Here is a 19,989-nt window from a genome sequence, read left to right as displayed (position 1 = left end):
TCAACCTCCGAGATGCCAGACCACCGACCAGGGCGGAAGCCGGTCACCGGTCGCGCCGCCCCAGATCGGCGTGCCAGCATTGTCGTTGGAAAGCGCGATAGCCTTGTCCGACAGATTTGCGGTGAGCCGCAGCGTCGTGCCATCGCCCATGCGCCAATGCGCGGTGAGGAGGCCGCTGTCTGCTGCCTCGGCAGCACCGAAGCTTGCCCCGTTCAGCCGCGGCATGATTTCCTTGCGGCGAACTGCGAGCAGGTCGCGCACGCGCGCGAGCCGCGCGTCCTGGTCCGGGGTGTGGCCGGTCCAATCAAGCACGGCCGATTGCGCTGTGGCCGGATCGAGCGGGTCGGGCACTTCCTCGCCGTATTTCTCATAGGCCCAGGCATATTCCTGTTTGCGCCCCTTGCGCACGGCGTCCGCGAGGCCGCCCTGAAAATCGCAGAAAAACGGGAAGGGCACCTTCGATCCCCATTCCTCGCCCTGAAACAGCATCGGCACCATCGGTGCGAGCAGCGTCACCGCGAGCGCGGCGTCGATTTGCTCGGGCGAGGCCAGGCTCTCCAGCCGGTCGCCGAACGGGCGGTTGCCGATCTGGTCGTGGTTTTGCAGGAAATTGACGAAGGTTGCCGGCGGCAGATCGCCGCTCGGCTCGCCGCGCGGCTTCTTCCCCCAGAATTCCGAGATCTCGCCCTGATAGACGAAGCCGGACGCGAGCGTGCGCGCCAGATCCATGCGCGGCGTCTGGTAGTCGGCATAGTAGCCGTTGTGCTCGCCGGTCAGCATGACGTGCCAAACGTGGTGATAGTCGTCGTTCCACTGCGCGCGATATTTACCGTTTGGCGGCTCCTGCGCGGCATCGAGCAGGCTGGCGCGGTTGTCGCCATTCTCCAGCACGAGATGGATGTGGCGGCCGGTGGCCTTGGCGAGCTCGCCGGCGGCGACGCTGAGGTCCTGCAGCATCGACGACTGCTCGCCGGGGACCGCCATGATGTGGTTCGCGGCATCGAGCCTTAAGCCGTCAAAGCGATAATCGGTGAGCCAGGACAGTGCATTCTCGACGGCAAAGGCCCGCACCTGCGGCACGCGGTAGTCGATGATGCTGCCCCAGGGCGTGTGTGCGTCGGTGAAGAAATCGGGCGCATAGCGGCCGAGATAATTCCCCTCGGGGCCGAAATGATTATAGACGACGTCGAGGAAGACCATCAGCCCGCGCTGATGCGCTTCGTCGATCAGCGTCTTCAGCTCCTCGGGGCGGCCATAGGCGCTGTCGGGCGCGTACCAGAGCACTCCGTCATAGCCCCAGCCGCGACGCCCGGCGAAGTCGGCGAGCGGCATCAGCTCCAGCGCCGTGATGCCGGTCCTCACGAGATGATCGAGCTTGTCGATCATGGCGCGATAGGTGCCATCGCGCGTGAAGGTGCCGACATGGGCCTCGATCAGCACCGTCTCTTCCCAGGGGCGACCGCGCCAATCCTTGGCGCGCCACGCAAAGGCGTCGTGGTCGATCACCTCGCTCGGGCCGGAGACGTCCTCGGGCTGGAAGGCGGAGGCCGGATCCGGCACATCGATCTCGTCGTCGATCCTGAACTTGTAGGAGCTGCCAGCAGGAAGGCCCGCAATCTCAGCGACATACCAGCCATCCTGCCGGCGCTGCATGGCATGTCGCCCCTCGAGCAGCAGATCGACGCGACGCGCGCCGGGCGCCCACAAACGGAACGACACGCCGTCGTTGGTCGGCTTCGCCCCGAAGGATGGTCTCATAGCGCCCCCGTAAAGGCGAGCACGGAACGCGGCGGCGCCTTGCTGTCGCTCCCGGGCAGGAAGTCAGTGCTGTTCAGCTTGGCATCGGTCGTGTTCAGGATTTGCTGCCAGCTCTTGTATTCGGGCATCTTTGGCAATTTGAATGCGATCTCTTCGGGGGCGGCGTTCAGTACGATAAAGATCGCCGCGCTGCCCGGTTCCACGGGGCCCACCACATAAGAGAGGAAGCGCCCGTCCGGGAAGGTCCAGTCGCTTTCCGTCATCTCGTTGCCTTCAGGCGTCAGCCATAAAGCACCATAGGAGATGCCATCCTTCGGCCGACCGTCGAGCCAGCGATGGCTGCGGAGCTGGGAGAAACGGTTGCGGATGCCGGTCAGATGGGAGACGAAGTCGATCATGTCGTCGCCGTCCTTGCCGAGATTGTCCCAGCCGACCCAGCCGATCTCGTTGTCCTGACAATAGGCATTGTTGTTGCCGGATTGCGTGTTGCCGACCTCGTCGCCGGCGAGGATCAGCGGGATGCCCTGCGCCAGCATCAGGCAGGCCAGCACGTTCTTGCGCAGCTGCCGCCGCAGCGCGAGGATGGCGGGATCGTCGGTCGGGCCCTCGACGCCGCAATTGTTGCTGTGGTTGTCGTTGGAGCCGTCGCGATTGTCCTCGCCATTGGCCTCGTTGTGCTTCTCATTGTAGCTGAAGAGGTCGGCGAGGGTGAAACCGTCGTGCACGGTGATGTGGTTGATGCTGGCGCGGGGCCGCCGACCGTCATGGTTGAACAGGTCGGAGGACGCCGTCATGCGGCTGGAGATATCGCCGATCAGGCTGCCTTCGCCGCTCCAGTAGCGGCGCATCGCGCTGCGATAGCGATCATTCCATTCCGACCATTGCGAGGGGAATGCGCCGACCTGATAGCCGCCGAGGCCGAGGTCCCACGGTTCTGCGACGAGCTTGACGGTGGCGAGCACCGGGTCCTGCCGGATCGCAGTGAGGAACGAGATGCCGCGATCATATCCGTTGGGCCCGCGCGCAAGCGTGGTTGCGAGGTCGAAGCGGAAGCCGTCGACGTGGCAGACCTCGACCCAGTAGCGTAGCGAATCCATCACCATCTGCAGCACGCGCGGATGGGTGAGGTTCACGGACGACCCGCAGCCGGTGAAGTCGTCGTAGTAGCGCGGGTTCTCGCGGCTCAGCCAGTAATAGGAGGCGTTGTCGATGCCACGATAGCAAAGCGTCGGCCCGAGGTGATTGCCCTCGGCAGTGTGGTTGTAGACGACGTCGAGCATGACCTCGATGCCGGCATCGTGGAGCCGCGCCACCGTGGTGCGGAAGGAATCGAGCGCGTTGTCCTGGGCGTAGCGCTGCTCCGGCGCGAAGAAGGACAACGTGTTGTAGCCCCAGTAATTGGCGAGCTTCTTCTCGACCAGGATGCGATCGTCGACGAAGCTGTGGATGGGCAGCAGCTCGATCGTGGTGACGCCGAGCTTCTTCAGGTGCTCGATCATCGCCGGCGACGACAGCCCGCCATAGGTGCCGCGTAGATTCGGCGGCACGTCGTCGCGCTTCTGCGTCAGGCCCTTGACGTGGGCTTCGTAGATGATCGTGTCTTCCCAGGCGACGTGGGGCCGGATCTCGCGCCGGCCCCAGTTGAATGTCTCGTCGACCACGACCGCCTTGGGCATGCCGCGCGCATTGTCGCGGCGGTCGAACGACAGGTCCTCCCGCGCCGAGCCGGTGCGATAGGCGAAATGCGCATCGCTCCAGACCAGGCGTCCGGCGAGCCGCTTGGCGTAGGGGTCGAGCAGCAGCTTGTTGGCATTGAAGCGGTGGCCGTGCTCTGGCTCGTAGGGGCCGTGCACGCGGTAGCCGTAGAGCTGTCCCGGCGAGACGTCGTTGAGATAGCCATGCCAGACGTCCTCGGTTCTTTCAGGCAGCTCGATGCGTTCGAGCTCACGGCGCCCCTGCGCGTCGAACAGGCAGAGCTCGACCTTCTGCGCATTGGCGGAGAACAACGCGAAATTGGTGCCGCGTCCGTCCCAGCTTGCACCGAGGCGTGCGGGCGATCCAGCAGTCAGGCGCATCGGTCAGCCTTCCGGAACGAGGAAGATCGCGGCGAGCGGCGGAATGGTGAGGCGAAGCTCGGGTGCCTTGCCTTCGAGGGTTTGCACCTCGCCGACGTTCCCGACATTGGTTCCGCCGTAATGGGCGGAGTCCGAATTGAACACTTCCTTCCACTTGCCGGCGAAGGGTACCGGAACGCGATAGTTGCGATAAACGTTGGGCGAGAAGTTGGTGACCACGAGACATCGCGCGTGCTCGTCAAAGCCCTTGCGCAGCCAGGCAAAGACGTTGCGGTTGGCATCATCGGTGATCAGCCATTCGAAGCCGGCATGGTCGCAATCCATCTGGTGCAGCGCCGGCACCGCGCGGTAGAGCCGGTTGAGGTCGCGGATCAGGGATTGGATGCCGGAATGGTACTTGTATTCGAGCAGGTGCCAGTCGAGTGACTGGTCGTGATTCCACTCCCGGCTCTGAGCGATCTCGCCGCCCATGAAAAGCAGCTTCTTGCCGGGATGACCGAACATGAAGCTGTAATAGGCGCGCAAATTGGCAAAGCGCTGCCATTCGTCGCCGGGCATGCGGCCGAGCAGCGAGCGTTTGCCGTGCACGACCTCGTCATGCGACAGCGGCAAGATGAAGTTTTCGGAGAACGCGTAGTGCAGGCCGAACAGGATGTCGCCGTGATGATGCTTGCGGTGGATGGGATCCTTGCTGATGTAGTTCAGCGTGTCGTGCATCCAGCCCATGTTCCACTTGTAGCCGAAGCCGAGCCCGCCGAATTCGACCGGGCGCGAGACCTGCGGCCACGCCGTGGATTCTTCCGCCGCCGTGGTCGCCTGCGGAAAGCGTGCGAACAGCTCGGTGTTGAAGCGGCGCAGGAAGTTGATCGCCTCGATGTTCTCGCGGCCGCCATACTGGTTCGGAATCCAGGCGCCGGGCGGGCGACTGTAGTCGAGATAGAGCATGGACGCGACCGCATCGACGCGCAGGCCGTCGATGGCGTAGCGCTCCAGCCAGAACAGCGCGTTCGACACCAGGAAATTCGTCACTTCGGTGCGGCCGTAATTGTAGATCAGCGTGCCCCAGTCGAGGTGGCGGCCCTGCAGGGGATTGGCGTGCTCGTAGAGCGACGTGCCGTCGAAGCTGCCGAGCCCATGCGGATCGTCAGGGAAGTGACCCGGCACCCAGTCGAGCAGCACGCCGATGCCCTCGCGGTGGCAGGCATCGATCAGCGCGGCGAAATCCTCCGGCTTGCCGAAGCGGCTGGTCGGCGCATACAGGCCGGTCGGTTGATAGCCCCAGGAGCCGTCGAACGGATGCTCGCTCACGGGCAGGAATTCGAGGTGGGTAAAGCCCATGTCGCGGGCATAGGCCGGGAGCTGCTCGGCGAGCTCGCGATAGGTCAGCCATTCATTGCCGTCCTTGCGCCGCCATGAGCCGAGATGAACCTCGTAGATCGACATCGGCGCCGACAGCGCATTGATGCCGTCAGGCGCCGGGCGCGGCCGCGGCAAATGCGCCTCGTCGAACACGATGGAAGCCGTCTTCGGCCGCAGCTCGCTCGCGAATGCCATGGGATCGGATTTCAGCGGCAGCAGATGGCCGTGCGGGCCGATGATCTCGAACTTGTAGTGATCGCCGGGCTTGGCGTGCGGAATGAACAATTCCCAATAACCGGCGCCGCGCACCCGCATCGGATGGCGCCGGCCGTCCCAGAAGTTGAAATCGCCGACCACCGACACGCGCCGCGCGTTCGGCGCCAGCACGACGAAGCCGATGCCGTCGATACCCTGCAGCCGCATCGGATGCGCGCCGAGCTTGTCGTAAAGGCGCTGGTGCGTGCCTTCGCCGAGCAAATAGAGGTCGAAATCGCTCAGGATCGGCGGAAAGCGGTAGGCGTCCTCGAATTCGACGACGTTGTCGCCGAACTTGGCGCGGAGCTGGTAGTGCTTGGAGCCATTGGGCAGGGGGCCGATGAACAGACCGGAAGCGTGGACGCGATCGAGCTTTGCGACCTCGCCGTGCTCGCCGACCGCTTCGACATTGGAAGCATCGGGCAGGAAGGCCCGCACCACGCTCTTGTCGCCCTCCGGATGCAGCCCGAGATAGTGGAAGGGGTCGGAATGGCGGCCCTCGATGATCGCGTAGGCCTCGGCTGGCAGTTTAGGCATGGGCTTCGCTCTCATTGGACAAAATGCGAAGCAGCCCGGTCAGCGCCCCATTGAGCCCCTCCGGCCGGTGGGACAGCTCGTACTCTACTTCGTCGAACGCTTGATCAAGCAGGAAATACCTTAACATGTTTTCCGCAGCGTGCCTCTGTTGCGGCCAGATCCGGCGATCGGTCATGGCCTCGCGGTAGGCGGTCAAGAAGGTCGAGGTGGCATGTTCGCGCCATTCGCGGAGCGCGGCGGCAAGCCGGCCCTGTTCGTCACTGGCACCCGACAGGGCGCGGTGAAGCGCCGCGTTAACCGAAAGATCAATCGAGCGGACCAGGCCGGCGACGTCGCGCGCGGCAGGCAGCTTGCGGCGCCTGTCGGCCAACGTAACATGCGGATCGCCGTCGAAATCGATGATGAAGATGTCGTCCTTCACAATCAGAGTTTGCCCGAGCCGGAAGTCGCCATGATGACGGATGTTCAACCCGCCGATGCCGGATGGCAAGAGCGCGTTGATATGGTTCGGCACGGTCGCGCGCACCGCCACCAGCCGGTCGATCAGGGGCCGGTCGCCCTCGCGCAGGCCGTCCCTGATGTCGGCAAGGCGCTCGAACACCCGCTCGGCGCGTCCCTTGAGCTCGGATGTCCAACGCTTGACATCCGCAGGGCCGATCGTTTCGGGGGCGAGGTCGGTCGTCTTGGCGGCCGCGAGCGCCATGTGCAGTTCGGCGAGACGCCGTCCGATCTGCGCCATGAAGTGCAGATAGGGCGCCTGCTCCTGGGTCACCCGGGGCATCTCGCCCACCGGCCCTAACCGCTGCTCATCGATGTAGCGGTCCAGATAGCCCGTCGTCACTGCCCAGCCATCGCCCTGGTTCTCGACATAGGCATGCAGAACGCCGATCGCGCTGTGGGTATCGCCTTCGACCAGCTCGACGCTGCCGAGCAGCGCCGGCGCGTTGGCAAAGCGGGCAACTTCAGTGAGGTAGTGACCGATCTCGATCTCGGGATTGATGCCGCTCTCGAGCCGGCGATGGATCTTGGCCACATACTGATTGTCGACCAGCGCCGTGCTGTTCGACTGCTCGACGGCGCGGATGCGGGCGGGCTCCTTGATGGTGTATTCGGCGAACCGGCTGGTGGCCTTGAATTCGAGCCGCAGATTGTTCTCGTCCACGACCAGGTTCTGCGACAAGCCTCGCAGGAACAGGCCAATGAAGATCTGGTCGGTCGCGACGTCGAGCAGCGTGCCTTCGCGCGCACCCTGGCGCACGGCGGCGAGCGCCTTCGGGTTGAAGCGCTCGCGGTCGAACCGTACCCACTCGATCTGCATCGGCAGCACATAACGCGTCGTGATGTCGGCCTGCGCCGTCTCGAAGAACGCGATCCAGGGCCTGTTGTCGCCGATGTCGCTGAACGGCACCGCCGAGGTCAGCGTTGCCTTGATGTGCTTGGGATTGTGCTCGGGATACCAGCGTGTCCGCGACAGGAAACCCGGCAGAACGTCACGCTCGAACACGCCGCGCTCGCGGGCGAGCGAAACCCAGTTCGAGTTGACGGGGACCACCAGCGTCTCGAATTCCGGCACCGCCCGCGGCACGACCGGCTCGGACTTGTCACGCTCCTGGAGCTGGAACCAGTAGAAGCCGTAGGGTCCCAGCGTGATCATGTATGGCAGCTCCCCGATCGCGGGGAAGCGGGTGCGGCCGAGCATCTCCTGCGGGATGCGATCTTTCCACGGCGACAGGTCGAGCTCGGTGGCTTGCGCCGCGCGCGACAGATTGGCGACGCAGAGGATCACCTCGTCGCCATATTGCCGGACATAGGCCAGCACGGCGCGGTTGGCCGGGCGGATGAAGGTCATGGTGCCGCGGCCGAAGGCGAGCGTCGACTTGCGCACGGAAATCAGCCGCTTGGTGGCGCTGAGCAGCGACGACAGGCTGCGCGACTGCGCCTCCACGTTGACCGAATCGTAGCCGTAGACCGGATCCATGATCGGCGGCGCATAGAGGCGGGCCGGATCGGCGCGGGAGAATCCGCCGTTGCGGTCGGGGCTCCACTGCATCGGCGTGCGCACGCCGTTGCGGTCGCCGAGATAGATGTTGTCGCCCATCCCGATCTCGTCGCCGTAATAGATGATCGGCGTGCCGGGAAATGACAGCAGCAGCGAATTCATCAGCTCGATCTTGCGGCGGTCGTTGTCCATCAGCGGCGCAAGCCGCCGGCGAATGCCGACATTGATGCGGGCGCGGGGATCGTTGGCGTAGGTGGTCCAGAGATAATCGCGCTCGACGTCGGTGACCATCTCCAGCGTCAGCTCGTCATGGTTGCGCAGGAACAGCGCCCACTGGCAGCTCGCGGGAATGTCCGGCGTCTGGCGCAGGATGTCGGTGATCGGGAAGCGGTCCTCCTGCGCGATCGCCATGTAGATGCGCGGCATCAGTGGGAAGTGGTAGGCCATCTGGCATTCGTCGCCGCGGCCGAAATATTCCTGCACGTCTTCGGGCCATTGATTGGCCTCGGCCAGCAACAGCTTGCCCTTGGAATAGGCGTCGAGTTCCTGGCGCAGGCGCTTGATGATCGCATGCGTCTCGGGCAGGTTCTCGTTGGAGGTGCCCTCGCGCTCGCAGAGATAGGGAATGGCGTCCAGGCGGAAGCCGTCGACGCCGGCGTCGAGCCAGCGCTTCATCACCTGGATGATTGCGCTGACGACGCGAGGATTGTCGAAATTGAGATCGGGCTGGTGCGAGAAGAAGCGGTGCCAGTAGAACGCGCCGGCCTCGGGATCCCAGGTCCAGTTCGACTTTTCGGTGTCGGTGAAGATGATCCGCGTGCCCTGGTATTTCTGGTCGGTGTCGCTCCAGACGTACCAGTTGCGGGCGCTCGAGCCTGCGGGGCTGCGGCGCGCGCGCTTGAACCAGTTATGCTGGTCGGAGGTGTGGTTGATGACGAGCTCGGTGATGACGCGCAGGCCGCGCTTCTGCGCTTCCTGGATGAAGCGCTTGAAATCCTTCATCGTCCCGAAATCGGGATTGATGGAGCCGTAGTCGCCAATGTCGTAGCCGTCGTCGCGGCCGGGCGAGGGGTAGAATGGCAGCAGCCACAGCGCGGTCACGCCGAGGTCCTGCAGATAGGGCAGCTTCTCGGTCAGCCCGACGAAATCGCCGATGCCGTCATTGTTGCTGTCGGCAAAGGCCTTGACGTGGAGCTGGTAGATGATCGCATCCTTGTACCACAGCTCATCCACGACCTCGGCGGCCTCGGCTTTCTGGGTGTCGACGGAAGACAGTACATTCATGGCGTGATCCTTACGCCAGGCAGCGGAATAGCAGTGCCGGATCGCAGTCGGGATCGATACGCAACCTGATCCCGCCCCATTCGATGCGGGACTGTTCGCCTGTCATGAGATTTTCGAGTGCGGAGATGCGGCGGCGTTCGCCGCCGACGTCGATGGTGAGCTCGCCGAGCGACAACCAGACTTCGCGCACGGGGCGCGAGAGGGCGATGGCCACGACGACGATGTTGGCCGGCTCGGTCGCTTCCTTCACGAAAGCGATCGTCTCGCCGTCCTCGATGCCAAGGAAGCGCAGATCAGTGGTCTGCTGGAGCGCGGCGTTGTCGTGACGGATGCGGTTGAGCGCGGTGATGTAGGCCTTGATGTTGCCGGGCTTGTCCCAGTCGCGCTGGCGGATCTGGTACTTTTCGGAATCCTGATATTCTTCATGGCCGGGGATGGCCGCGTGCTCGAGCAGCTCGAAGCCGCTGTACAGGCCATAATTGCCCGACAGCGTGGCCGCCAGCGCGACGCGCGACTTGAACATCCAGGCTTCGCCGCCTTGGAGATGGTAGGGCAGCAAATCCGGCGTGTTGACGAACAGGTTCGGCCGAACGAAGTCCCGCTCCGGATATCGCGTCAGTTCGCCGAGATATTGCTCGAGCTCCCACTTCCCGGTGCGCCAGGGGAAATAGCTGAAAGACTGCGCGAAGCCGAGCTTGGCGAGGCCCCTCATCAGCTTCGGCCGCGCAAACGTCTTCGAGAACAGGATCACCTCGGGATGGCGCGAGCGAATGTCGCGGATCAGCCACTCCCAGAACGGTAGTGGCGCGGTGTCGTGATTATCGATCGCGAAGATGGTCACGCCGTGGTCGATCCAGAACAGCATGGCGTCGCGAAATGCGTTCCACAATCCAGCCCGGTCGACGGAGGCGAAATCGGGGATGACGATATCCGAGTAAGCACCGTCCGCCGTGCGCACCGAGCGGTCCGGCCGCCATTTGAACCATTCCGGATGCTGCGTCAGCCAGGGATGATCCGGTGAGCATTGCACGGCGAAATCGAGCGCGATTTCGAGGCCATATTCCAGGCAGGTCGCGACCAGCGCGCGGAAATCCTCGATGGTGCCGAGTTCTGGATGTAGCGCATCATGGCCGCCCTCGGCCGCGCCGATCGCGTAGGGCGAGCCGGGCTCGCCGTCGCTCGCGACCGGTGAATTGTTGCGACCCTTGCGCCGGGTTTTGCCGATCGGGTGGACAGGCGTGAAATAGAGCACGTCAAAGCCCATGGCCGCGATGTCGGGCACCCGCGCGATGCAGTCGCGCAGCGTGCCGTGCTGGCCGGCGACCGCGCTCTGACTTCGTGGCATCATCTGATACCAGGCGCCGAAGCGCGCTCTGTCACGGTCGACGACAAGCGGGAAGTTCGGCGATCGCGTGAGGTCGGGCCGCGCCTGGCTTTCCGCCATGGCCTCGCCAAGTTCGGTGGCGAGCAGCGGCGTGACATCGCCGCTGCCGAGATAGTCCTCGCATTGCCTGAGGATGACAGCCGCCGCGTCCTGCCGCGCTCCTTGCGCCTTGGTCAGGAGGCCGGCGCCTTCGATCGCATCGAGCGTGATGTCGCTGCCTGACAACTGCTTGCGCTCGACGCCGTGCCGCCAGGTGGCGAATTCGTCGGTCCAGGCTTCGATGGCATAGACATAGAGGCCGGGCTCGGGCGGAACAAATGCGCCGGACCAGCGGTCATCGCCATGATGGATCATGCTCTCTCGCCGCCATTCTCGCTCCTGCTCGCCGCGCCAGATCAACGCGGCGCTGATCGTGGCGTCGCCGTGGCGATAGATGTCGGCCCACACCTCGACCCGATCGCCCGCGATCCGCTTCACGGCGAAGCGGCCGCCGTCGATCAGGGGATAGACGTCTTCGATCAGGAAAGCGCTGCCGGCCGCGGCACTCTCGACAGTTTGAATTGTCTTGTTCACGGTGATGCCATTGACAAGAAAGCAGGAGCCCGTTTCCCTTGTCGGGGATCCACGCTTGGTACCAGTATAGAAAGCCGGTTGTGTGGCATTGGTTCCCTCGGGAACAGCAGGCGCAGTTTGCGAGTTAAGCGTGACTAACCTCTTCCACGACCTCATTAAAATCGATGACCCCGGCCTGACAATGGCCTGCAAGCTGCGTGCCGAATGGATCTTTTAGCTCAAGCCCGGATCAAGGGCGTTCAGTCCGAATTCATCGACGCCCTTGGAAAGCTGCGGGTCACCGCGCCCGAGGCGCTCAAATCCATCCTCGATGCCCTGCCGGAAAAGCGGGTCTACCGCTTCGTCAGCGGGCCGGTCGTGGTGCGCGCGCTGGGCAGTCCGCGCACCGAACTCGCTTCCGTCGGCGCGGGGCCGCTGCAATGGAAGATCACCGGCAACGGCGATTTGATCGCACAAGGTGAGACGCGCGAGCCCGTGATCGCCTGGCCCGCCGGCCTGCCGCTCGGCTATCACCGCCTGACCCTGACCGATGCGGCAGGTGCGACGGAAGAGGTGCCGATGATCGTGGCACCGGAGCGTGCCTTTGGTGGTGATTTCGACCGCGGCTGGTTGCTCGCCGTGCAGCTCTACAGCGTCCGTTCGGACCGCAATTGGGGCATCGGCGATTTCACCGATCTGGCGGGGCTCGTCCGGCTCGCCAAACAGCTGGGTGCCGATGGCGTCGGGCTCAATCCGCTGCATGTGCTGTTCGACGATCACCCGGCCGATTGCAGTCCCTATTCGCCAAATAGCCGGCTTTTTCTCAATCCGCTTTATATCGATGTCGAGGCCATCCCGGAATTTTCTCCGCACCTCATTCCGAACGCGGCCGCGACCGCTGCGCGGCTGCGCGAAGGCGATCGTGTCCCTTACGCCGACATGGCGGCGCTGAAATGGCTGGGCCTGCGCGCGGCCTTTGACAGTTTCGTGAAGTCGGCGAGCGGTGTACGCCGCAACCAGTTCGATGCCTTCCGCGCCGAGCGTGCGCCGCTGTTGTCGCGCTTTGCCTGCTTCGAGGTGCTGCGGCATCGTTTCGCCGCGCCGTGGTGGGAATGGCCGCCGGAATGGCAGCAACCCGATGATGCCAAATGCGCCGGCTTGCGCAACGGCCCTGACAAGCACGAGGTCGAATTCGTCGAGTTCGTGCAATGGACGGCCGACGCACAATTGCGCGCCGCCAAGGATCTGTCAGCGGAACTGGGCATGCGCGTCGGCCTCTATCTCGATGTTGCCGTCGGCGTGCAGTCGAACGGTTTCGATGCCTGGAACGAGCAGACCGCGATCTCGCGTCACCTCGCGGTTGGCGCGCCGCCCGACGTGCTCAACACGGTTGGGCAGGATTGGGGCCTCGCGGGATTCAACGCCGGCGGCCTGGAGGCGCAATCCTTCGTGCCGTTCGCCGACATGGTGGCCGCCTCGATGCGGCATGCCGGCGCGATCAGGCTCGATCACGTACTCGGACTGAAGCGGCTGTACCTGGTGCCGCGCGGCTTCAAGCCCGACAACGGCGCCTATGTGCAGATGCCGCTCGAGGCGCTGCTGGCCGCGGTGGTCAGGGAGAGCGTCACCCATAAATGCATCGTGATCGGCGAAGACCTCGGCACCGTGCCGGAAGGTTTCCGCGAGACCATGCAGGATTTCGGCATCTGGTCCTATCTCGTCATGATGTTCGAGCGCGACGATGCCGGCCATTTCCGCAATATCGACCATTACCGGCCCAACGCACTGGTCACGCTGAACACACATGACCTGTGCACCTATGCGGGCTGGCGCTCGTTCAGCGATCTCAGGATGAAGCGCTCGCTCGGGCTCGATCCAGGCGAGGACGATCAGGCGCGCTGGAACGCGCTCGGCGGGCTCGACGCGATCCTGCGCCAGAACGGCATCAACGCCAACGATCTCTACTCGGTGCTCACCTTCCTGTCGCGCACGCCGTCGCGGCTGCTCGCGGTGTCGATGGAGGACCTGCTCGGCGTGATCGACCAGCCCAATATTCCCGGCACCATCGACGAGCATCCGAACTGGCGCCAGCGCTTGCCCGTTGCGCTCGACAAGATCGCCGCCAAGATCGATCTCGCGGCTTTGAAGGCGGCGACGCGGGAACGTTCGCTGCCCGGCGGGAGTTGATCCGGCGGGATTTCCAAGGTTCGGAAAGCCAGGGCTCGCACGACATTGTCACAGAGGATCGAGGACTATGCGTTGATCGGCGACTGCGAGACCGCAGCGCTGGTCGGGCGCAACGGCTCGATCGACTGGCTGTGCTGGCCTGCCTTCGATTCCGACGCCTGCTTTGCCGCCATCCTCGGTACGCCCGGGAACGGCCGCTGGCTGATTGCGCCGAGCGAGGACGTCACCACGATCTCACGCCGTTATCTCGGCGACACCCTCATCCTGGAAACACGCTTTGAGACCAAAGGCGGCACCGTGGCGCTGGTCGACTTCATGCCGCCGCGCGGCAAGGCCTCCGACATCGTGCGGCTGGTGCGCGGCGTCACGGGCACGGTGAAGATGCGGATGGAGCTGGTGATCCGCTTCGGCTTCGGCGTGAACATTCCCTGGGTGCGGCGGATCGACCACTCGCTGCTGGCGGTCGCGGGCCAGGACATGACGGTGCTGCGCACGCCGGTCGAGACGCGCGGCGAGGATCTGACCACGGTCGCGGAGTTCGAGGTCAGGGACGGCGAGACCGTGCCGTTCGTGCTGACCTACGGTCCGTCGCATCTCGATCCGCCCCAGGCGATCGACCCCGAGATCGCGCTCCGGGAGACCGAGAAATTCTGGAAGCAGTGGAGTGAGCGCTGTGATCGCGAGGGCGATTACCAGAATCTCGTCATGCGCTCGCTGATCACGTTGAAGGCGCTGACCTTCGCCCCCACCGGCGGCATCGTCGCGGCGCCGACCACGTCGCTGCCGGAAAAGCTCGGCGGCGCCAGGAATTGGGACTATCGCTTCTGCTGGCTGCGCGACGCCACCTTCACGCTGCTGGCGCTGATGAACGCCGGATATACTGAGGAGGCCTCGGCCTGGCACAGCTGGCTCCTGCGCGCCGCGGCCGGCTCGCCCGAAAACATGCAGATCATGTACGGCATCTGGGGCCAGCGGCGCCTCCTGGAATGGGAGGCGGGCTGGCTCGGCGGCTATGAGGGCGCGCAGCCGGTGCGCGTCGGCAATGCCGCCCATGCGCAGCTCCAGCTCGACGTCTACGGCGAGTTGATCGATGCCTTCCATCAGTCGCGGATGGCCAAGCTCAAGCTCGATGATGAAGCGACCTGGGCGCTGGAATGCGCGGTGCTCCAGCATCTCGCCGACGTCTGGGACCAGCCCGATCATGGCATCTGGGAGCGGCGCGGCCAGCCCAGGCACTACGTCTTCTCCAAGGTGATGACCTGGGTCGCCTTCGATCGTGCCATCAAGAGCGCCGAGACATTCGGCTTCAAGGCACCGCTGCTGCACTGGCGCACCTTGCGCGAGGCCATTCACCACGACGTCTGCAACAAGGGTTTCGACGCGGAGGAGAACGCCTTCGTCGAATGCTACGGCTCGAAAATGCTCGATGCCAGCGTGCTGCTGCTCTCCGGCGTCGGCTTTCTGCCGGCAGACGATCCGCGCATCCGCGGCACCGTCACTGCCATTGAAAAGCACATGATGCGCGACGGTTTCGTGCTCCGACACGATCCGCGCGAGATGTCCGGGGAGACCCAGCCAATCGAGGGCGCGTTCCTGGCCTGCACCCTGTGGCTTGCCGATGCCCATGTGCTGGCCGGCGACACCGACAAGGCGCAGCTGCTGTTCGATCGCGTGGCCGCGCTCGCCAACGATGTCGGATTGTTGGCCGAGGAGTATGATTCGATCGCGCGTCGCCAGACGGGCAATTTCCCGCAGGCGCTGACCCACATCGCGCTGATCAACACCGCGCACAATCTGTCCGCCGCGCGGCACGCGAGCGCGAAGCCGGCGATGCAGCGATCGAAGTAAAGGTTCGATTTGGTTGCTTCCACGAAAGTGGTGTGCCCCTTCTCCCGCGAGCGGGAGAGGTTAAGAGAGCCCGCGGCTCGATCGACCCGCTCGATGCAATTTCGCCTCAACCAGCCCCGTTCCGCTTCAAGATCATCTCCATCGCCTCCGCAAAACCGTCCTGCTCGTTGGTCGCGGTGACGTTTGTGGCCTGGTCCTTGACGTTGTCGGTGGCATTGCCCATTGCAATCGAGACGCCGCTGACGCGGAACATGGCGAGGTCGTTCTGCATGTCGCCGATGGTGGCGACCGCATCCAGGGAGATGCCCAGGCGCTTGGCCATGGCCTGCACGAAGGTGCCCTTGTTGAAGCCGGGCGGGGTGATGTCGAGATAATAGGTCTGCGAACGGACGGCGGTCGCCTCACTGCCGAGCGCTTCCTGCATCACCTTTTCGCAACGCTCGAGACCTGCCGCATCGGCACTGGCACCGACGATCTTGCAGGCGCCGGCAAGATACGGCGTAAAGTCCGTCACGATGGTCGGATCGGCGCGGATCGTGTGCTGCTCATGGGCGACATATTTACCGCTCGGATTGTCGATCAGCCATTTGTCCGCGGTGAAGATCCAGATATCGGCGCCGAAATCGCGCAGGATCTGCAGCGATGTCTCGGCCGCGCTTGCCGGGATGAGATGCTGCTCGACCGGATTCATCTCGGGATCGATGATCGAGGAGCCGTTGAACGGACCGACCGGCAGCCACAGCGCCAGTGGCTCGATCAGGAAGCGCATGCCGATCGCAGGCCGGCTGGAGGTGATGGTGAAGGCGACCCCGGCCTGGTGCAACCGCTGCACCGCGGACCGCGCGCGGTCCGTCAATGTCTTGTCCTTGGTCAGCAGCGTGCCGTCGACGTCGGAAACGACCAAAGAGATTTTCGTCATGGTTGAGCCTTGGTTTCCTTGGCCTTGCCTGTCGCGCCGTCGATCTTCAGCTGTCGCATGATGCCGTCGACGATCTCTTCGACGGATTCGTCGATCGACGCCGTGATGACGTGCTCGTCCGCGTCCGGGGGCTCCAGCGTGTTGAACTGGCTGGCGAGAAGCCCGGGCGGCATGAAGTGACCCTTGCGGTGCGCGAGCCGGTCGGCGATCAGCTCCTGCGTGCCCTTGAGGAAGACGAAGCGGACGTCGTCGCGGCCGCGCAGCAGCACGTCACGATAGCTGTGCTTGAGCGCCGAGCAGGCGATGATGACGTGCTCGCCCTTGTTGCAGACCCGCGCGACTTCGTCGGCAATGGCGTTGAGCCAGGGCCAGCGGTCCTCGTCGGTCAGCGGATGGCCGGCTCTCATCTTCTCGACGTTGCTGACGGGGTGAAAGCTGTCGCCATCCTCGAATCGCCAGCCGAGACGCTCGCTGAGCGCCTCTGCAATTGTACTTTTGCCCGAACCCGACACGCCCATCACGATCAACGCACAAGGTGCTTTAACGCCCGCCACGAATCCCCTCCGGAAGCGCGGCCTGGTCGACCAGCCAGACGGTCTCACCATTCGAGCGCGCGCGTACAGCCGGCAGATTCCCGCCATTGAGCAGGCGCGTCAAGATCGCCTGCTTGTCATGGCCTGCAATCTCGAACAGCATTTCACGGCAGGCGGCCAATGCAGGCAGCGTCAACGAGATCCGCGGCACGAAGGGCGCGACATTGGCTTTGGGGACGCCGACGACCCAGCGCGCGGTCTCCTCGACCGCGGGATAGCCGGGAAAGAGCGAGGCGGTGTGCCCGTCGGGTCCGGCGCCCATGAGGACGACGTCAAACAGCGGTCGGGCCGGGTCGAGCTGGTCCGCCCCATAAAAGGCCTTCAACTCGCGCGCATAGGCCTCGGCGCCAACCTCGGGGCTCTCGGCCGCGGTCGGGATCGGATGGATGTGGTCAGACGGCGCGTTGCGATCCAGAAACGTGGCGCGAGCCGCCGCCATGTTGTTGAGGGGATCGCTCTCGGCGACAAAACGCTCGTCGCCAATGAACCAGTGCACGCGGTCCCAAGGGATCCTGCCGCGCCAGGCATCACTGCCCAGCAACTGGTAGAGCTTCTTCGGGCTGGAGCCGCCGGTGAGGCAGATCGCAATGCGGCCGGGATTGGCTGATATCCGGGCCATCACGCGTTCGGCTGCGGCTTGCGCGAGGGCCTCGGCGTCGGCGACGACGATCAGGTTTGGCTTCCCGGCCGCCGCCATCACGTGAACTTCCGCCAGCTGCGGCCGTCGCGTCGCAGCAACTCGTCGGCGCAGGCCGGACCGTCGCTGCCGGCCTCGTAGGTCTCGATACCGTTGGTGCCGGCGTTCTTCCAGGCATCGAGGAACGGCTGCACCGCCTGCCATCCGGCCTCGATGCCGTCGGCACGCTGGAACAGGATGTTGTCGCCGATCATGCAGTCATAGATCAGCGTTTCGTAGCCGGTCGACGGATCGGCCTGAAAATAGTCGCCGTACTTGAATTTCATCTCGACGCCGTCGATCGTGATGCTCGGTCCCGGAATCTTGGCGTTGAACTGAAGCTCGATCGTCTCGGTCGGCGCGATGCCGATGGTGAGGAAGTTCTGCGAGAGACGGTCGACCGCCGTGCCTGAGAACATCGACAGCGGCGCTTGCTTGAACTTGATCGCGACCTCGGTGCGCTTGTGGGCCAGCGCCTTGCCGGTGCGCAAATAGAACGGCACGCCGGCCCAGCGCCAATTGTCGATCATCAGCTTCAGCGCGACAAAGGTCTCGGTGGTGCTGCCGGGCTTGACGTCGCAGGTCTTCCGGTAGTCCGGGATCTGGTCGTCGCCGATGCGGCCTGCGAGATACTGCGCACGAACCGAGCTCCTGAGCGCTTCTTCCTGGTTCGGCTGCTGCACCGCGCTGAGGACCTCGGCCTTCTCGGAGCGCACGGAATGCGCATCGAAGCGCGCCGGCGGCTCCATCGCCACCAGCGACATCAGCTGGAACAGATGGTTCGGCACCATGTCGCGTAGCGCGCCGGTGGCGTCGTAGAAGCCGCCGCGATGGCCGACGCCGAGCTTCTCCTCAACCGTGATCTGGACGTGGTCGATATGGTTGCGATTCCAGATCGGCTCGAACATGCCGTTGGCGAAGCGCAGCACCAGGATGTTCTGCACGGTCTCCTTGCCGAGATAATGATCGATCCGGTAGATCTGGTGCTCGTCCATGATCTTCAGCAGTTCGGCGTTGAGCGCGCGTGCCGAGGCGAGGTCGGTGCCGAAAGGCTTTTCGATCACCAGCCGGCGCCAGGTGCCGTTCTCCTTCATCATGCCGGTGCGGCCGAGCTCGCGCGCGGTCGGTGCGAACGCAGCCGGGGGGGTCGCGAGGTAGAACAGCCTGTTACCGCCGGTGTCCTGCGCGCAGTCCAGCGCATCCAGGTGCTCGCGCAGCCGGTCGAACGATGGCGGATCCTTTGCATCGGCCTCGACGAAGCTCACGCGCTCCAGCAGTCTCCTGGCGACGACATCGTCCACCGGACGGGTCGCGAACTCGCGCAGTCCCTTCAACAGGCTCTCGCGCAATTCCTCGTCGGACATGGCGCTGCGGCCAACGCCGACCACGCAGAATTTCTCCGGCAGCAGATGTTCGGCGGCAAGATTGTAAAGCGACGGGATCACGAGACGGTGTGTGAGATCGCCGGTGGCACCGAAAATGACGAAAGCGCAATTTTCCGGCTTGCGCTTGGCTTGCTGGTCTTTTGTCACGAACGAGCGGCCTTCGCTTGATGGTGTCTCTTATTTGATCTTCGAGGCATCGGGCTGCGTCGGCTCCTTGTGGCCACCGAAACCCGCGCGCATCGCGGAGAGAATTTTTTCGGCGAAAGTGTGTTCCCGACGCGAACGGAAACGCGTGTAGAGCGCTGCAGTCAGGACTTCGGCCGGCACGGCCTCGTCGATCGCCGCATTCACGGTCCAGCGGCCCTCGCCCGAATCCTCCACGAAGCCGGAATATTCTGCGAGCTGCGGGCTGTCGGCGAGCGCGGTCGAGGTGAGGTCGAGCAGCCAGGACGGGATCACTGAGCCTCGCCGCCACACTTCGGCGATGTCGGCGAGGTCGAAATCATAGCGATGATCGGCCGGCAACGCGTCGATATTGGCGTTCTTGAGGATGTCGAAGCCTTCGGCATAGGCCTGCATCAGGCCGTATTCGATGCCGTTGTGGATCATCTTGACGAAATGGCCCGCGCCGACCGGGCCGGCATGGATGTAGCCCTGCTCGATGCGGGCGTCGCGGCCGTCGCGTCCCTTGGTGCGCGGAATGTCGCCGGCGCCGGGCGCAAGCGCTGCGAAGATCGGATCGAGCCGGTCGACCACCTGCTTCTCGCCGCCGATCATCATGCAGTAGCCGCGCTCGAGCCCCCAGACGCCGCCCGACGTACCGACGTCGACATAGTGGATGCCGCGCGCCTTCAGCGCCTTGCCGCGGCGGACGTCATCCTGCCAGAAGGTGTTGCCGCCGTCGATGATGACGTCGCCCTCCTGCATCACGCCTGCGATGGTGTCGATGGTCTGCTCGGTGATGCGGCCTGCAGGCAGCATCACCCAGACCGTGCGCGGCCGCTCGAGTTTCGAGACGAACTCTTCCAGCGTTGCCGAACCGGCCGCGCCCTCCGCAGCGAGGCCGGCGACGGCCTTGCTGTCCTTGTCATAGACCACCGTCGAATGTCCCTGGCGCATCAGCCGGCGAACGATGTTGCCGCCCATCCGGCCGAGGCCGATCATGCCGAGTTGCATTG

Annotated in this window: 12 protein-coding genes; 2 read left to right on the top strand and 10 right to left on the bottom strand. The window is 64.3% G+C overall.

Annotation, left to right across the window (positions count from 1 at the left end; genetic code table 11):
* From treZ to ACVIIW_RS01890, 5 genes are read right to left on the bottom strand one after another with little or no spacing between them, the layout of a single operon-like run.
* Positions 1-1,758, bottom strand: a complete 1,758-nt coding sequence (gene treZ / locus ACVIIW_RS01910) for a malto-oligosyltrehalose trehalohydrolase (protein WP_456699190.1) — start codon at positions 1,756-1,758, stop codon at positions 1-3.
* Positions 1,755-3,833: a glycogen debranching protein GlgX gene (gene glgX, locus ACVIIW_RS01905; protein WP_456699189.1), complete on the bottom strand. Its 2,079-nt coding sequence runs from the start codon at positions 3,831-3,833 to the stop codon at positions 1,755-1,757. The genes treZ and glgX overlap by 4 nt, the downstream gene beginning before the upstream one ends.
* A 3-nt stretch (positions 3,834-3,836) precedes the next feature.
* Positions 3,837-5,984 carry a 1,4-alpha-glucan branching protein GlgB gene (gene glgB, locus ACVIIW_RS01900; protein WP_456699188.1) on the bottom strand — a complete coding sequence of 716 codons (2,148 nt, stop codon included), beginning with the start codon at positions 5,982-5,984 and terminating at the stop codon, positions 3,837-3,839.
* Positions 5,977-9,267 (bottom strand): maltose alpha-D-glucosyltransferase, encoded by a 3,291-nt coding sequence (gene treS, locus ACVIIW_RS01895; RefSeq protein WP_456699187.1) that lies wholly within the window; start codon positions 9,265-9,267, stop codon positions 5,977-5,979. The genes glgB and treS overlap by 8 nt, the downstream gene beginning before the upstream one ends.
* Positions 9,268-9,277: 10 nt before the next feature.
* Positions 9,278-11,224, bottom strand: coding sequence for a maltotransferase domain-containing protein (locus ACVIIW_RS01890; protein ID WP_456699186.1), 1,947 nt, complete (start codon positions 11,222-11,224; stop codon positions 9,278-9,280).
* 204 nt (positions 11,225-11,428) lie between these two features.
* Here ACVIIW_RS01890 and malQ point away from each other — a divergent pair, with 204 nt between their 5' ends.
* Together malQ and ACVIIW_RS01880 are read left to right on the top strand one after the other, a co-directional pair.
* Complete coding sequence (gene malQ, locus ACVIIW_RS01885; RefSeq protein ID WP_456699185.1) at positions 11,429-13,390, top strand: 4-alpha-glucanotransferase; 1,962 nt, start codon at positions 11,429-11,431, stop codon at positions 13,388-13,390.
* Between the two features lie 45 nt (positions 13,391-13,435).
* Positions 13,436-15,238, top strand: a complete 1,803-nt coding sequence (locus tag ACVIIW_RS01880) for a glycoside hydrolase family 15 protein (RefSeq protein WP_456699184.1) — start codon at positions 13,436-13,438, stop codon at positions 15,236-15,238.
* A gap of 106 nt (positions 15,239-15,344) precedes the next feature.
* On the opposite strand, the gene ACVIIW_RS01875 is transcribed toward ACVIIW_RS01880, so the two are convergent.
* The 5 genes from ACVIIW_RS01875 to gnd are packed head-to-tail and all read right to left on the bottom strand — an operon-like array spanning position 15,345 to position 19,987.
* Positions 15,345-16,157: an HAD family hydrolase gene (locus ACVIIW_RS01875; RefSeq protein ID WP_456699183.1), complete on the bottom strand. Its 813-nt coding sequence runs from the start codon at positions 16,155-16,157 to the stop codon at positions 15,345-15,347.
* Positions 16,154-16,711, bottom strand: coding sequence for a gluconokinase (locus ACVIIW_RS01870; RefSeq protein ID WP_456699182.1), 558 nt, complete (start codon positions 16,709-16,711; stop codon positions 16,154-16,156). The genes ACVIIW_RS01875 and ACVIIW_RS01870 overlap by 4 nt, the downstream gene beginning before the upstream one ends.
* Complete coding sequence (gene pgl, locus ACVIIW_RS01865) at positions 16,698-17,447, bottom strand: 6-phosphogluconolactonase (RefSeq protein ID WP_456699181.1); 750 nt, start codon at positions 17,445-17,447, stop codon at positions 16,698-16,700. Before pgl ends, ACVIIW_RS01870 begins: the two co-directional genes overlap by 14 nt.
* Positions 17,447-18,958: a glucose-6-phosphate dehydrogenase gene (gene zwf, locus ACVIIW_RS01860; RefSeq protein ID WP_456699180.1), complete on the bottom strand. Its 1,512-nt coding sequence runs from the start codon at positions 18,956-18,958 to the stop codon at positions 17,447-17,449. The genes pgl and zwf overlap by 1 nt, the downstream gene beginning before the upstream one ends.
* A gap of 30 nt (positions 18,959-18,988) precedes the next feature.
* On the bottom strand, positions 18,989-19,987 hold the full coding sequence (gene gnd, locus ACVIIW_RS01855) for a phosphogluconate dehydrogenase (NAD(+)-dependent, decarboxylating) (protein WP_456699179.1): 999 nt from the start codon (positions 19,985-19,987) through the stop codon (positions 18,989-18,991).
* Positions 19,988-19,989 lie beyond the last annotated feature (2 nt).

The organism is Bradyrhizobium sp. USDA 4449 (assembly GCF_054056275.1).
The sequence above is the reverse complement of the archived record's forward strand: the minus strand, read 5'-3'. Positions and strand labels throughout refer to the sequence as shown.